This is a genomic window from Photorhabdus sp. CRCIA-P01, assembly GCF_003545805.1.
In the GTDB taxonomy this organism is placed as follows: domain Bacteria; phylum Pseudomonadota; class Gammaproteobacteria; order Enterobacterales; family Enterobacteriaceae; genus Photorhabdus; species Photorhabdus antumapuensis.
In genome coordinates, this window is sequence record NZ_NMQR01000001.1 from 103,034 (window position 1) to 118,487 (window position 15,454).

General features: G+C 43.9%; 12 protein-coding genes. All 12 read right to left on the bottom strand.

Annotation, left to right across the window (positions count from 1 at the left end; all coding sequences use genetic code 11):
* Positions 1-50: 50 nt before the first annotated feature.
* The 12 genes from D3222_RS00505 to D3222_RS00570 all read right to left on the bottom strand — a co-directional run bounded on the left by D3222_RS00505 (position 51) and on the right by D3222_RS00570 (position 15,439).
* Entirely contained in the window at positions 51-1,520 is a 1,470-nt protein-coding gene (locus D3222_RS00505; protein WP_118984353.1) for a hypothetical protein, read from the bottom strand.
* Positions 1,521-1,568: 48 nt separating this feature from the next.
* Entirely contained in the window at positions 1,569-3,044 is a 1,476-nt protein-coding gene (locus D3222_RS00510; protein ID WP_118984354.1) for a hypothetical protein, read from the bottom strand.
* A 65-nt stretch (positions 3,045-3,109) separates the two neighbouring features.
* Positions 3,110-4,573 (bottom strand): hypothetical protein, encoded by a 1,464-nt coding sequence (locus D3222_RS24900; RefSeq protein ID WP_157975260.1) that lies wholly within the window; start codon positions 4,571-4,573, stop codon positions 3,110-3,112.
* A gap of 70 nt (positions 4,574-4,643) precedes the next feature.
* Complete coding sequence (locus D3222_RS00520) at positions 4,644-6,107, bottom strand: hypothetical protein (RefSeq protein WP_118984355.1); 1,464 nt, start codon at positions 6,105-6,107, stop codon at positions 4,644-4,646.
* 50 nt (positions 6,108-6,157) lie between these two features.
* Positions 6,158-7,639, bottom strand: a complete 1,482-nt coding sequence (locus D3222_RS00525; RefSeq protein ID WP_118984356.1) for a hypothetical protein — start codon at positions 7,637-7,639, stop codon at positions 6,158-6,160.
* 77 nt (positions 7,640-7,716) lie between these two features.
* Positions 7,717-8,118 (bottom strand): hypothetical protein, encoded by a 402-nt coding sequence (locus tag D3222_RS00530; RefSeq protein ID WP_118984357.1) that lies wholly within the window; start codon positions 8,116-8,118, stop codon positions 7,717-7,719.
* Between the two features lie 18 nt (positions 8,119-8,136).
* Positions 8,137-9,708, bottom strand: a complete 1,572-nt coding sequence (locus tag D3222_RS00535; protein ID WP_118984358.1) for an FG-GAP repeat protein — start codon at positions 9,706-9,708, stop codon at positions 8,137-8,139.
* Positions 9,709-9,882: 174 nt separating this feature from the next.
* The gene (locus D3222_RS00540; protein WP_118984359.1) at positions 9,883-10,326 is read right to left on the bottom strand and encodes a hypothetical protein; all 444 of its coding nucleotides are present in this window, start codon (positions 10,324-10,326) and stop codon (positions 9,883-9,885) included.
* An 813-nt stretch (positions 10,327-11,139) separates the two neighbouring features.
* Complete coding sequence (locus tag D3222_RS00550) at positions 11,140-11,559, bottom strand: hypothetical protein (RefSeq protein WP_118984361.1); 420 nt, start codon at positions 11,557-11,559, stop codon at positions 11,140-11,142.
* Positions 11,560-12,223: 664 nt separating this feature from the next.
* Complete coding sequence (locus tag D3222_RS26575; protein ID WP_369973490.1) at positions 12,224-12,853, bottom strand: gp53-like domain-containing protein; 630 nt, start codon at positions 12,851-12,853, stop codon at positions 12,224-12,226.
* Positions 12,854-13,655: 802 nt separating this feature from the next.
* Positions 13,656-14,282: a tail fiber assembly protein gene (locus tag D3222_RS00565; RefSeq protein WP_118984363.1), complete on the bottom strand. Its 627-nt coding sequence runs from the start codon at positions 14,280-14,282 to the stop codon at positions 13,656-13,658.
* Positions 14,282-15,439: a phage tail protein gene (locus D3222_RS00570; protein WP_232832362.1), complete on the bottom strand. Its 1,158-nt coding sequence runs from the start codon at positions 15,437-15,439 to the stop codon at positions 14,282-14,284. The genes D3222_RS00565 and D3222_RS00570 overlap by 1 nt, the downstream gene beginning before the upstream one ends.
* Positions 15,440-15,454: the final 15 nt, after the last annotated feature.

Genomic DNA, 15,454 nt, shown 5'->3' on the forward strand with positions numbered 1-15,454 from the left:
AGCCGTATTAGATAATCACCGTCATCTGTTTTCTGTCTTCTGTATGGGCATCAATTGACATTCTCAAAAACATAAACTGCACCGGCTTTGAGCTTAAAATCGACACTCTCTGACGTTGCGCCAACAGCCAAACTCGTCCCCGCCTTATTCAGGCCGACAGGCCCACCAAAACCATTTAAATTGTCTGAATTGCCTGAAGGGTTCAAAATCTCCATCGGTGTTTCCATATTCCACTTACCATTCAGATAGGTATACACATACACCCGGGAAACCGCCCCCACTGCCAGACGATCTCCCACATCATTCAGTTCGAGAGAACCGCCAAAATATACGCCACTTGCAGGGGCCGAAAACTTAACGGGATTTTCTCTATCCCAGATCCCATCCGTGAGCGTATACAGATAAACCGCCCCATCAGCGGATTTATAAAAATTCGTACCCGCCGCCAAGCGATCTCCCTCTGCATTCAGGCTAAAAGCCCCGCTAAAACTAGATAATCCACCTTCAGGGTGACTGAACTTAATGGGGTTTTCTGTATCCCAGATCCCATTTGTGCGTGTATACACATAAATCACGGAAATGCGATCACACACCGCCAGACGGTTTCCCGAAGCACTCAGGTGGGCAACCACGCCAAACTCATAAGCATCCGAAGGGGCCGGAAACAGAATGGGTTTTTTTATATCCCAGATCCCATTCCTGCGCATAAACAGACGGAACGGAGAGGTGTACCCCCCAGCCACCAGACAGTCTCCTGCGGCGTTCAAGCTGACATTCGCACCAAAGTTTTCAGCAATCCGCGGAAACACAATGGGATGTTTTGTATCCCAAACGCCCTTCGTGCGTGTATATACATGAACCACTTCGAGCCATATCTCTCCCAACGCCAGACAATCTCCTGCCGCATCCAGACCGACACGCCATGAAGCTCTATCATATTCATATCCAGGTTCAGTATCCTCAAACACTATCGGCTTGCTTATATTCCACTCACCACTCTTCCGGCGCGTATACACACAGACTTTATGAGTCGACCCAACCGCTAAACAGTCTCCCGCCGCGTTCAGGCTAACCGAGTGACCAAAGTACTCACCCTCTATGGGGAAAGGAGAAACAATGCGCGTTATCATAGTACGTTTCAAACCCAACAACTGCGTGATCTCCATCCGTGCGCCCCGCGATAAACTGAAAAAATCCGCAAACTGAATCTGCCGAGCGGCATCCAATTTCAGATATCCTCCCCCATCAAAAGAGAGTCCACCTCCTGGTTTCAGTGATAGCGCCAAAGCGCCTTGATTAGAATTTAACCCGCCAGAATGGTGGGTGTTGAGGGCCAGTTTTCCTTTGTCATCTCGTTTCAGTCCTGCGGTTGGGCCATTACCCTGAACGCCATCAATGATTTCATATGCTTTATATGCTTCATCAATCAAATGGGAAAAGGCTTCCGGCATAAGCCGCACACCAGATTTAAAATTCGCTTTCATTGAGTCAACGATATTGATTTCTTTATCAGTCATCATATTTTCCTCAAAAGCCGTATTAGACAGTCACTGTCTTCTGTATGGACATCATTTGACATTCTCAAAGATATAAACTGCACTGGCTTCAGACGCAGAGCCAACCTTCATTGAAATTACACCAACCGCCAAACTCGTCCCCGCCTTATTCAGGCCGACAGCCCCGCCAAAACTATCTAAATTGTCTGAATTGCCTGAAGGGTCCAAAATCTCGATAGGTGTTTCCATATTCCACTTATTATTCAGACAGGTATACACATACACCCGGGAAACCGCCCCCACTGCCAAACGATCTCCAGCATCATTCAGTTCGATAGCACGGCCAAAATACGTTACGTCACTTGAAGGAGCCGAAAACTTAATGGGATTTTCTCTATCCCAGATCCCATTCGTGCGCGTATACAGATAAACCTTCCCATCAGTAGGTTTATAATAATCCGTTTCTCCCCCCACAGCCAGACGATCTCCCTCTGCATTCAGGCTAAAAACCCTAGTAAAACCACGTAATTCACCTTCAGGGGCCCTAAACCTAATGGGGTTTTCTCCATCCCAGATCCCATCCGTACGTGTATACACATAAATCGTGCTTGAATAACCATACACCGCCAGACAATTTCCCGAGGCACTCAGGCGGGCCATCCCGCCAAAATTATAAGAACCCGTAGGAATCGGAAGCTGAATGGGGTTTTCTGTATCCCAGATCCCATTCCTGCGCATAAATATAAGGAACTGAGAGTAGTATGTTCCCCCAGCCACCAGACAGTCTCCTGCAGCGCTCAAGCTGACATTCATACCAAAGTATTGGGCAACCCGCGGAAACACAATGGGATTTTTTGTATCCCAGACGCCATTCGTGCGCGTATATACACGAACCACAGAGGGCGAACTGTTCCCCAACGCCAAGCAATCTCCCGCCGCATCCAAACTGATATCCCATGAAGAGCTATAATATCCTGTTGCATAAGCCTCAAGCACAATCGGCTTGCTTGTATTCCATTCACCACTCTTCCGGCGTGTATACACACAGACTTTATTGTTCATCCCAACCGCTAAGCAGTCTCCCGCTGCGTTCAGGCTAACAGAAGTGCCAAAGTATTCACCCTCTTTGAGGGAAGGAGAAACAATGCGCGTTATCAGAATACGTTTCAAACCCAGCAACTGCGTGATCTCCATCCGCGCTCCCCGCGATAAACTGAAAAAATCCGCAAACTGAATCTGCCGAGCAGCATCCAATTTCAGATACCCTCCCCCATCAAAAGAGAGTCCCCCTTCTGGATTCAGTGATAGGACCAAAGCGCCCTGATTAGAATTCAACCCGCCAGAATGGTAAGTGTTGAGGGCCAGTTTTCCTTTGTCATCTCGTTTCAGCCCTGCGGTTGGGCCATCACCCTGAACGCCATCAATGATTTCATATGCCTTATATGCTTCATTAATCAAATGGGAAAAGGCTTCCGGCATGAGCCGCACACCAGATTTAAAACTCGCTTTCAATGAGTCAACAGTACTAATTTCTTTATCAGTCATCACATTTCCTCAAAAGCCAGCCGTATTAGACAGTCACCGTTATCTGTTTTCTGTCTTCTATATGGGCATCAATTGACATTCTCAAAGATATAAACTGCACCGGCTTCGGATTTAGAATCAACACCTTCTAACGCTGCGCCAACAGCCAAACTCGTCCCCGCCTTATTCAGGCCGACAGGTCCACCAAAACCATTTAAATTATCTGAATCGCCTGAAGGGTTCAAAATCTCGATAGGTGCTTCCATATTCCACTTATTATTCAGACAGGTATATACATACACCCTGGATGACGCTCCCACTGCCAGACGATCTCCCGCATCATTCAGTTCGAGAGAACCGCCAAAAGATACTCTACTTGCCGGGGCCGAAAACTTAACGGGATTTTCTCTATCCCAGATCCCATTCGTGCACGTATACAGATAAACCTCCCCATTATAGGGTTTATAAAAATACGTACCCACCGCCAAGCGATCTCCCTCTGCATTCAGGCTAAAAACCACGCTAAAACGAGAGGATTCACCTTCAGGGCGACGGAACTTAATGGGGTTTTCTGTATCCCAAATCCCATTTGTACGTGTATACACATAAATCGCGGAAATGTAATCATCACACACCGCCAGACGGTTTCCCGCAGCACTCAGGTGGGCAATCGCGCCAAACTCATAAGCATCCGAAGGAGCCGGAAACAGAATGGGTTTTTCTGTATCCCAGATCCCATTCCTGCGTATAAACATACGGAACGGAGAGGAGTATTTTCCCCCAGCCACCAGACAGTCTCCTGCGGCGTTCAAGCTGACATTCGCACCAAAGTTTACAGCGACCCGCGGAAACACAACGGGATGTTTTGTATCCCAAACACCCTTCGTGCGTGTATATACACGAACCACTTCGGGCCATATGTCTCCCAACGCCAGACAATCTCCCGCCGCATCCAGACCGACACGCCATGAAGATAAAACAGATTCAACATCCTCAAACACAATCGGCTTGCTTATATTCCACTCACCACTCTTCCGGCGCGTATACACATAGACGTGACTATTCATCCCAACCGCTAAACAGTCTCCCACCGCGTTCAGGCTAACAGAGCTACCAAAAGACTCATCCGTTCTAGGGAAGGGAGAAACAATGCGCGTTATCAGAGTACGTTTCAAACCCAACAACTGCATGATCTCCATCCGCGCTCCCCGCGATAAACTGAAAAAATCCGCAAACTGAATCTGCCGAGCAGCATCCAATTTCAGATACCCTCCCCCATCAAAAGAGAGTCCCCCTTCTGGTTTCAGTGATAGGACCAAAGCGCCCTGATTAGAATTCAACCCGCCAGAATGGTAAGTGTTGAGGGCCAGTTTTCCTTTGTCATCTCGTTTCAGCCCTGCGGTTGGGCCATCACCCTGAGCGCCATCAATGATTTCATATACCTTATATGCCTCATCAATCACATGAGAAAAGGCTTCCGGCATGAGCCGCACACCAGACTTAAAACTCGCTTTCAATGAGTCAACAGTACTAATTTCTTTATCAGTCATCATATTTCCTCAAAAGCCGTATTAGACAGTCACCGTCACCTGTTCTCTGTCCTCCGTTTTCTGTCCTCTGTCTTCATTTGACATTCTCAAAGACATAGACTGCACCAGCTTCAGACACAGAACCAACCTCGGCTGAAACTGCACCAACCGCCAAACTCGTCTCCCACCTATTCAAACTGACAGCCTGACCAAAACCATTTAAATTGTCTGAATTGCCTGAAGGGGCCAAAATCTCGAGAGGTGTTTCCATATTCCACTTATTATTTAGACAGGTATACACATACACCCGGGAAGCCGCCCCCACTACCAGACGATTTCCCACATCATTCAGTTTGATAGCGCTGCCAAAATACGTTACGTCACTTGCAGGAGCCGAAAACTTAATGGGATTTTCTGTATCCCAGATCCCATTCGTGCGCGTATACAGGTAAACCTTCCCAGTAGTAGGGACATTATAATCCACCCCCACCGCCAGATGATCTCCCTCTGCATTTAGGCTAAAAATCCGATTAAAACTGGACGAATTATCTTTAGAGGCAGCGAAGCTAACGTAGTTTTCTCTATCCCAAACCCCATTCGTGCGTGTATACACAGAAACCCCGTTGTACACATACCCCGCCAGACAATTTCCCGAGGCACTCAGACAAACCTTGACAAAATAAGGTAACTGAATGGAGTTTTCTGTATCCCAAATCCCGTTCGTACGTGTATATATATAGGACATAGAGGCACCGCCCACCACCAGACAGTCTCCTGCGGCGCTCAAGCAGACATTCGCACTAATAGAGTATCCACGTTGATCTTCCAGCGGAAACACAATGGGATTTTTGGTATCCCAGACGCCATTCGTGCGCGTATATACATAAGCCTTCACTTTTTTAACATCCATGTAGTATTCCACCAAGTATCCCACCGCCAAGCAATCTCCTACCGCATTCAAACTGACATCCCAGGAACTACGAGATTTATCTTGATCATTCTCAAACACCGTAGGAGCACTTATATTCCACTCACCCTTCCGACCCGTATATACACAGACTTTATTATCCATCCCAACCGCTAAGCAGTCTCCCGCCGCGTTCAGGCTAATAGAAGTGCCAAAGCGTTCATTCGCTTTAGGGGAAGGAGAAACCACACGCACCATCATGGCAGGTTTCAAACCCAACACCCGCGTGATCTCCATCCGTTCCCACCGCGATAAACTGAAGAAATCCGCAAACTGAACCTGCCGATCGGCATCCAATTTCAGACGCTTTCCTCCATCAAAAGAGAATCCACCTTCTGGCTTCAGTGATAGAGCCAAAGCCCTCTGCTCAAGGTTTAACCCGCCAGAAAGGTGAGTGTTGAGAGCCAGTTTTCCTTTATCATCTCGTTTCAGTCCTGCGGCTGGGCCATCACCCTTACCGCCATCAATGATTTCATATGCCTTATATGCCTCATCAATCAAATGGAAAAAGGCTTCAGGTGCGGGCGGAACACCGGACTTAAAACTCGCTTTCAATGAGTCAACGGTACTAATTTCTTTATCAGTCATCATATTTCCTCAAAAACCGTATTAAACAGTCGCCGTTATCTGTCCTCTGTCTTCTATTTAACATTCTCAAAGACATAGACTGCACCAGCTTCAGACACAGAACCAACCTCGGCTGAAACTGCGCCAACCGCCAAACTCGTCTCCCACCTATTCAAACTGACAGATTTACCAAAACCATTTAAATTGTCTGAATTGCCTGAGGGGGCCAAAATCTCGAGAGGTGTTTCCATATTCCACTTATTATTTAGACAGGTGTACACATACACCCGGGAAGCCGCCCCCACTACCAGACGATTTCCCACATCATTCAGTTTGATAGCGCTGCCAAAATACGTTACGTCACTTGCAGGAGCTGAAAACTTAATAGGATATTCTGTATCCCAGATCCCATTCGTGCGCGTATACAGATAAACCTTTCCCTTAGTGTGGATATCATAATCTACCCCCACCGCCAGAAGATCTCCCTCTGCATTTAGGCTAAAAATCCGATTAAAACTGGATGAACGATCTTTAGCGGCTATGAACCTAACGTAGCTTTCTTTATCCCAAACCCCATTCGTGCGTGTATACACATAAACCACGTTTATTGGATTATGAGAATAATCAACAAGATATCCCGCCAGACAATTTCCCGAGGCACTCAGACAAACCTTGGTAAACGAGCTCATCAACTTAAAGGGGTTTTCTGTATCCCAAATTCCATTCGTGCGTGTATATATGTAGGACCAAGAGTCGCCCGCCACCGCCAGACAGTCTCCTGTGGCGCTCAAGCTGACATTGTGACCACCAGCGTATCCACGTTGATCTTCCAGCGGAAACACAATGGGATTTTTGGTATCCCAGACGCCATTCGTGCGCGTATACACACAAGCCTTCACTTTTGGAATAACATCAATGAAATATCCCACCGCCAGGCAATCTCCTGCCGCATTCAAACTGACGTCCCATAAAGAACGATGAGATTGATCTTGATCATCCTCAAACACAGTGGGAGCGTTTATATTCCACTCACCCTTCCGGCCCGTATACACACAGACTTTATTATCCATCCCAACCGCTAAGCAGTCTCCCGCCGCGTTCAGGCTCACAGAAGTGCCAAAATGTTCATTCGCTTTAGGGGAAGGAGAAACCATACGCGCCATCATGGCACGTTTAAAACCCAGCAACTGCGTGATCTCCATCCGTTCCCACCGCGATAAATCGAAGAAATCCGCAAACTGAACCTGCCGATCGGCATCCAATTTCAGACGCCTTCCTCCATCAAAAGAGAATCCACCTTCTGGCTTCAGTGATAGGGCCAAAGCCCCCTGTTCAAGGTTTAACCCGCCAGAAAGGTGAGTGTTGAGAGCCAGTTTTCCTTCGTCATCTCGTTTCAGCCCTGCGGTTGGGCCATCACCCTGAGCGACATCAATGATTTCATATGCCTTATATGCCTCATCAATCAAATGGAAAAAGGCTTCAGGTGCGGGCGGAACACCGGACTTAAAACTCGCTTTCAATGAGTCAACAGTACTAATTTCTTTATCAGTCATCATATTTCCTCAAAAGCCGTAATTAGACAGTCACTGCCACCAGTTTCTGTTCAGGGAAATTTAAACCCGCTACCCGGTTATTAAGAATGCTTAGTGCCCGCATTCAATAACAACTTGGCAATTTTTTTCTGCGTCTCCTCAGGAAGCAATTTAAAAGCTTGGGCCGAAACCGCTACAGTCCCATCCACTGACAGCACCCCGGATTTATCCAACATCAATCCCCCATCGAGCTGTAGCTTTAACGCAAGCCCTTTCGGTTCCAACGAGATGCCATCACCAATCTTAACCGCCAAACGGTTGTCGATAACCTGCAACCCAACTCCCGGATGATAAGTTTGATCACTATCCCGCCAACCAAAAAGCTGTCGCCACAACATGGCCCAATCAATCAATGAATAAAATGCAGCCTCAGTCGGGATCTTGCCAGGGGCGAAGTGAGCACTAAGCTGGCTAACCGTTTCATCTGTTATCTCTTTCGCCATCGTCTTTTCCTCATTTAGCTAGTCGTAAAGGTAAACTTTCCCTTCTCCACTTTTCCAGCCACTGGCGCCAATCGCCAACGTATTGCCGTCACCGCTAAGACAAATGCCGGCACCAAATTTATGGTTTAATTCCCCATCCACTGCCAGTAATCTGCCCTGCGTAATCCATTGTTCATCCTGATAACTAAACCACCATCCTGCACCGGTTTGCACACCTGTGTTATCTTTACCAACAGGTGTTGACACCACCAGTACCCGACCGTCGCCACTCAAAGAGAGTTCGCTGCCAAACCTTTCCCCGGCAGTCACCGCTTCTCTCAGTATCCCCAGGGATTGCCATGCATTACGGTGACGCAGATATAAATAGACCGCACCAACATTGCCCTTCTCTCCCGGACACCCCACCGCCAAAATATCGCCGCTATCGCTCAGGCTGAGACTGGCGCCAAAGTCGTCTTTGCTGATGGTTAAAGGGGAAGTAAGCGAGTTGAGTGGCGGTCGCGGCTGCCAGTATGTCCCGTAACGATGAAATAGCGTCACTTCACCGTTATTACCATTACGCCCCGTTGCCGCCACTGCCAAGGTTGAACCATCCGCACTCAAGCTTAGTTTGCCGCCAAACATATCGCCCTGTGCCGGAGAAGCTAAGGTCAGACGCTCACCAAGCTGTGACCATTTCTTTCCGTCATACTGATAAAGATACACTGCGCCACAATTAGTCAATAAACCCGATCCCCAGCCATAAGCACCTACTGCTAATAGTGTGCCATCAGCGCTCAGGCTCACAGAACAACCGAAATGCTGCTGAACGTTCGCCTCACTAAGCCAAAGTTTGGCCGATTTTTCCCACGCGCCATTTGCCAATCTGTGATAAACGAACACTGAGCCATGCCCGCCATCACTGCTCCGGTTATCAATACCCACCGCGAGAACATTACCATTTCGATTCAGACTTAGCGCTCTGCCGCCATAGCCACTGACGTAATCAGCGAATTGCTGCCGCCAACCGTTATCGGTATAAGAAAATAGATATACAGGTTCCTTAGCCTCTGCCCCACTAAGCGCGATAGTTTTCCCATCGCCGCTGACACTGACAATAGCGCCAAGGTTTTTATTGTTACCGTTGGTCGGCAAGTCAAACGCGGGCAACTGCACCTGACTAGCTGCCATCTCTCCTGCATGAATCAGCCAACGGTAAAGTTCTCTTTGTTGTTCCTCCGTAAAACTCTCAAACAATTCCAGCGACAATTTAAAGTCGGGGCGTAACCCCAATTCGCCATTAATAAACTGTAAGCCGCTGTTCTTATCAATATTAACAGCAATTTCACGGTCTTCTCCGATATGCACCCCTTCACCGGGATTCACTAAGAGTAAATTCACCTCATCCAGATCCCGGTTCAATCCTGCCCCTGGATTATTATCGACCTGACCAGGGTCCAACCCGGCTAAACGCCGACCTTCTGCCGCTATTTGCACCAATTGAGTATAATTTTCACTTTTCGGCATGGAATATAATTTAAACCAGGATTTAACCTCCTCTTTATTCACCAGATTATTTTCGCCGGATGCAGATGTCTTATTGTTAGCCATTAATACCTCCCAGAATGACAGATAAGTTAACGTTGTCACACGCTGTTCTATTCTTTTACTTTTGAGATAAACAATATTCTGGCTTTATCCCTCTCTTGATACTTCTCTTTATTCTAATTGACCGCTTATCGGTAAACTTTACCGAATCGTCGGGCGTGGTGATATGTTTAGCCCCTAAACGGGCATTCCTTCTCTGGGTACAAACAGCACCTCTGCGGCTTTTAGCTGCTCGTAGTCTTTCTTACTCCAGAAGAATTCTTTATCGGCAAACTTCGCCAAATCATCGGGTGTGGCAACATGTTTAATCCCCACACCGCGTATTTTTTCTGCGGGTATAAACAACACTCTCTTAGCCTCCATCTGTTGGTAGGTTTTCTCATTCCAATAGCCTTCTTCATCAACAAACTTCGCCAAATCATCGGGCATAGCGACATATTTAATTCCCAGACCAGGTAGAGTTTCTCCCGCTGGTGTAAACAACACTTCTGCGGTTTTCATCTGCTCATAGGTTTCTTTATTCCAGAAGAGTGCTTGATCGGCAAACTTCGCCAAATCGTCGGGTGTAGCAACATGTATCACGACAATATCTTCTTGATGTAGCGGCGGATCAGTGGACATAATGTTTCCCCCATTAATAAAGTCAGACCTCGGTATAGCTAATGCTGCCCTCGAGAGACGCGCTCCCGATGACTCTTATTTAATATTTAACTTGACTACGCTATTCGTTTTTCGTATGACACAACAAGCTATATTTAAGCATTATAGAAAAGTGAATTTTTGCCAGTTATTTGATGAAAATTTAATTGTTTTTTTTTAGAAATCTCATATAAAAAGATATTATTTAAATAACATTCTACTAGTGTCGCAATAACCATTAATTTGATTAGATTTAAATTAATCAACCAAGAATTTTATTAAAGAATGCATAATAATCAATGATATGTATAAATGTCACATATTTATACCGAGCGATTTTATCGCTAAATAATGAAAACATTTGGTAGATTCACATAATAAGTACAACATCGTCAATCCGGAAGTAAACATATCCGTATTCCTTTAAATAATTCATAACCGGCGAGAACCGATAAAATAGCTAAGGGAGATGGTTAATAAACTATTCCAACAATCTTTTAAAAGATAACTAAACACCCAAATTAAAAAACATAAAATCACCCAGAATTAAGGGTTTGGGGTGAGTAGACCGACCCAGTTACCCGGGCAGGCCCCCTCAATTGTACGTTGACCGCTTAACGGCGTTTTCTCTTCCGTTACACCTGAAACCCTATGACTAATAATCCATTGAAATAGAGAAATTTATTAGACAATAGTAAAGAATTTAAAATCTATACCAAAACCGGTAACTCTCAATTTTTCAAGGTCCTGTATCAGCGCCAGTCGCGTTTAATATACATTAAATAACTTAATCGATTATTTTCCAAATATCCTGGTTTTGGCTGGTATCCCATCTGAGAATTTTGTGCCACTCCAGTCTATTTGATTGGGTGGTATGCCGAATTTTTTCCATGTTAATTTAACGGGTACTCCAAGTATGCACGCAGCAATAAATCGATGTTGACCATCCATTATATGGGTAAGACCCGTCTGGCTATTGCGCCAGACAACGATTGATATTGGATTCCCCTTTGTTTTGAAACTTGCTATTTTTTCGTCGACAACTTTTTGAAAAACTTCTGCTTGAGCGGGTAGTGGTGCGTAATTCCCAATATCCCTTCGTCCTACAGGGCTGCCTTTTAATATTGATGTCTCATATGTGCCCTCATTTCCTTTTAGTTGAAGTCCGTTTTCTGTTTTTCTTAATGTTACGGGATTTAACATATTTTTATACATATTTAACTCTCATCCTTTTGAATTGTGTAGGGAATCAGATATTACTGAATTTTCTTTTTTCGTCACCATATTTGGTGTATTATTTTTTATCTTTCCTTTATCATTATTTTATTCAGCATTTGACTGTTTAGTCCGTTATTTATTATTCTCATTCAGCATAATTTGATCTATTTTTAAGCCATTACGAAAATTTTTTTAATATCAGCCACAGGCATAATCCATTTATTTTAATTAACTCCCACTCTGAGACGGAATTAAGGGTAATTTTGTTTTTTTAACAGAAATAAGTGAGATCACGAAGTTAGCGGAAATAAAACTGTATGAATATATATTACCAATAATGCCAAATGAAATAATGTGCTCTCCACTTGGCAGATGGCAACCCACAATTCCCCCATTAATACAAGTCATTAAACAGAAACACCCCGCTAAGGAGAATTCTAGTCATACATTATAAATTTTTTCATCATATGGTTAGCCTGAACGATATTATAAGTAAGTAGTAAAAGTATAAGCCGGGGTTGATTTAGGCTTTCAGTTATTCACTTTTACTTTAAGAATATTATTCAAAAACCTATTGCAAGATATTGTCCAAATATAGCATTTGACGGATAATCAGGAGTGAAAGCCCATTCATTTCCAAGATAATCATTAGCCCGCCCACTCACCCAAGTCCTATACCTAATAGATTTCGAGTTGCAGCGCGGCGGCAAATGAACGAATCCCCAGGAGCATAGATAACTATGTGACTGGGGTGAGTGAAAGCAGCCAACAAAGCAGCAGCTTGAAAGATGAAGGGTATAAAACTATTCAATGTTCCGTTAGGTGTTGCTGCCATTGGCAAACAAGCACTTCCAGTATCAATCATAATAATAGCCAGGCAACTATGGTGAAAAGCAGTCGGTAGAACTACCGTATTTTCAGTTAATACTTTAAATGGGTGTCTGCCCCACTGAAGTATCAATCCACTGGGAAACTCCTGATAACCATTAAACGATAATTGAGAAGGAAACTGCCCCTTCGTATGATTCTTCAATGAATCTGTAAAAGCCTTATTAAGGACTTCCATATCCCCATTATCTTTAACATCATTCCCACTCTGTATGGAGATAAAATTAGCCACAATAGATGCTATCGTTGATGACTGACGTAATACTTTATTCAATACATGAGTGGTAACATTATCTGGGGGAAAACCCGTCTTTAAACTTTGTTCCTCTTCATATTTATCTTGACTCACTACATTTGCATTGTTATTAATAGAAAAGGCTTTAAAATCATTCTTGGCACTCATATAAACCCCTCAAATTAAATGATGTTTTCTTTCATAAGAAATATATTGAACCATTGAAGAGACGATTTCTCTCAATTCGCATAAATAACAGTTTAGTTCAGAAAAATAACAATGGAGCGTTCTTATTACTTATAAGGTTAACTGTTTTTGTATAATTTGTGACTTTCCAGACCTCGACTGACAGTTTTATGTATATTTAGCGGGCGTTAGTTGAGGTTAATATGAGAAATAAAGAAGAATAGGAAATTAGAGGAAAGCTCAAAATATTGGTTCATGCTGAAGAAGATAATAACGTCAGTAAAACTTGCCGTTATTGAAGAATATCCAGAGATACTTTTACCGTTGGAAATAAGGATTATGCCGTCAAAGGAAAAAAAGAATTATTTAATAGCAAACCATGCCCGGAAAACCAAGCTGCCTGCGTTGTCTCTGTCCTTGAAGAGAAAATCTTATATCTGCGCCCAAATTACCATGATGATTATAACAGGCCATTTTGGAATAAAATAGCTTAATATAAAAAATTTACAATAAAAACAATAAGTTAAATTAAAATAAATCACAAAATAAAAACACATGCACACACATATGTACAAACAGAAAAAGCACTCAAATTGATTCTATACTATATAGCGGGAGGGATGGGGATTAGTTCTGAGATGAGAGGGAGATTGTGAAGCCGGACTAACCGGCTTCGTTGTTCTGCCTGTGCAGCAGTGTACACGCTATTCAAAAATCAGCATTTCTAAGCTACTTATACAGTAGTCAGCTAATGCTAAACACATTTAATGTCATGAGTCAACAATTACTTCGGCACCTCAGGCCACTCAACATTGGGAGCCTGTGAAATGTCTACCCTGCTCAGTAATACCCGATATTTCTTCCATTCGAGTAGAGCGGCTTTCTCTGCGTCTGTAGCGACTTCTAAGTCAACCGAGTCTTGTAGCAATGAGAGTGTTTCATTTGCTTGTTGTAACAGTGCTGCTTGCTTCTGTTTTGCTTCGTTGATTTGATGAGATTTGAGTAAGTCTTTATCAACTACCCACTCTTTACCGTTCCATCTATCGTAATCGGTATCAGGTCTTTTGAATGTCAGTGTGTCTTGTAGCTCACCGATTTCTGTTATTTTAATCGGCTCTCTCGTTAACGTGTCGTAAGCGATTTTTCCGCGATAGTCCGGTACTATTTCCCAACGGCTTCTATCTTCACTGCGACGGATGGCTTTATCATCAGAACTTGGTAGTTCCGGCGCATCATGATAAGCATCTGCTGATAGACTGACACCGAGCATGACATATTCAATATCAGCGTTTGTGAATTCTCGTGTGATTTGATTCGAGTGATAAGCTTTTATCCAGCCTGCTTGAATTGCTAATCCGTCTTTACCTAATACGGCTACTTCATGTTCTAAAGAGTATTTTTGTTCAGTCATTATACTGCTCTCACTATGTAGTTAAATGCGATATTACGGGGGCGGGTTTCGTTTGCAGTACGCGCGACGCGAAATGCATCGAATCTCACTGCATACGATATTTCGTTTTGAGTAACGTAAGACATTGTTCTCACATCACCCTCAGAAAATATTCCATTACTGTCATGTGGTCGTGTCATCAAGCCGATGTTGTTACCACCGTCAAGCACCCCGTTTAATTCCTGCATTGCATCACCCTGCCATTCCAAAACTCCGCGGCCACTATCAACACCACGCCCACCATCCCAGCCACGAATAAACTCGCCTCTTAAATCAGGCAATTTACCTTTGGGGTAAGCTTCTGCTAGATTCGGATATAAAGATTTATCAAATTCTTGGCCTCGACACATAAGATAGTTTTTTGATGTCGGTGGATGATTTGACGGCCAGGGAATAGGGGCGCCCACAGGATGATTATTTACAACGTTAACATCATCAACTGTTGCTAATGTTCCAGATTTCATTGGAAAATTAATAGAATAAATAATACTATGGTTAGCGTCTCGCTTATATACTTCAAGAGACGACTGATAATCATTAGAAAGATTAGCTCGAATAACAAAGAATCCGCGTGATTGCTTGTCGTCGGGCGGGGAAAATTGGATTTTGGGACTAGTCCCACTAACCTCAACATAACGAGCATTTCCACGCGCAAAGCGGCTGTTAACCCAATCTTGTGAAATTGAATTTTTCTGTAACTCATCTATTTTTGATGTCAGCTCATTAATAGTCTTAAGTTGAATTGTTTTACCGCTTGGCGTTGTGATATATACAACTCCGTTCTCTGTCATCCATTTATTTAAATTGAATAACAGCTCATCCGTATAATTTAATTGCGCTGTGACTTTTCTAGCAACATCAGAATAAGTATTCGGTACTGATGTTTGAATAAAATACTCAGCATTAGAAACAGCGTCAGGAAACTTATCGATTAAGACTAACTCCGTATCACTATTAACGTTCTTAATTGCTGACAATTTAAAAGCATTCCCGACTTTAATTAGTATGGTCTGAGCTGGAGCAACACCGAATTTATTATCTTTCCAGTGCGTTCCCGTTCCTGTTGCAATATCTGAATTGGAAGTAATTGAAATTGTTCCTGCGTTGTATGAAGACATGATTAACTCCAATGA

Bases quoted from the DNA above. Each gene is read 5' to 3' on its own strand.
- D3222_RS00505 (WP_118984353.1), bottom strand. From the start codon at position 1,520: ATGATGACTGATAAAGAAATCAATATCGTTGACTCAATGAAAGCGAAT.
- D3222_RS24900 (WP_157975260.1), bottom strand. From the start codon at position 4,573: ATGATGACTGATAAAGAAATTAGTACTGTTGACTCATTGAAAGCGAGT.
- D3222_RS00520 (WP_118984355.1), bottom strand. From the start codon at position 6,107: ATGATGACTGATAAAGAAATTAGTACCGTTGACTCATTGAAAGCGAGT.
- D3222_RS00525 (WP_118984356.1), bottom strand. From the start codon at position 7,639: ATGATGACTGATAAAGAAATTAGTACTGTTGACTCATTGAAAGCGAGT.
- D3222_RS00530 (WP_118984357.1), bottom strand. From the start codon at position 8,118: ATGGCGAAAGAGATAACAGATGAAACGGTTAGCCAGCTTAGTGCTCAC.
- D3222_RS00535 (WP_118984358.1), bottom strand. From the start codon at position 9,708: ATGGCTAACAATAAGACATCTGCATCCGGCGAAAATAATCTGGTGAAT.
- D3222_RS00540 (WP_118984359.1), bottom strand. From the start codon at position 10,326: ATGTCCACTGATCCGCCGCTACATCAAGAAGATATTGTCGTGATACAT.
- D3222_RS00550 (WP_118984361.1), bottom strand. From the start codon at position 11,559: ATGTATAAAAATATGTTAAATCCCGTAACATTAAGAAAAACAGAAAAC.
- D3222_RS26575 (WP_369973490.1), bottom strand. From the start codon at position 12,853: ATGAGTGCCAAGAATGATTTTAAAGCCTTTTCTATTAATAACAATGCA.
- D3222_RS00565 (WP_118984363.1), bottom strand. From the start codon at position 14,282: ATGACTGAACAAAAATACTCTTTAGAACATGAAGTAGCCGTATTAGGT.
- D3222_RS00570 (WP_232832362.1), bottom strand. From the start codon at position 15,439: ATGTCTTCATACAACGCAGGAACAATTTCAATTACTTCCAATTCAGAT.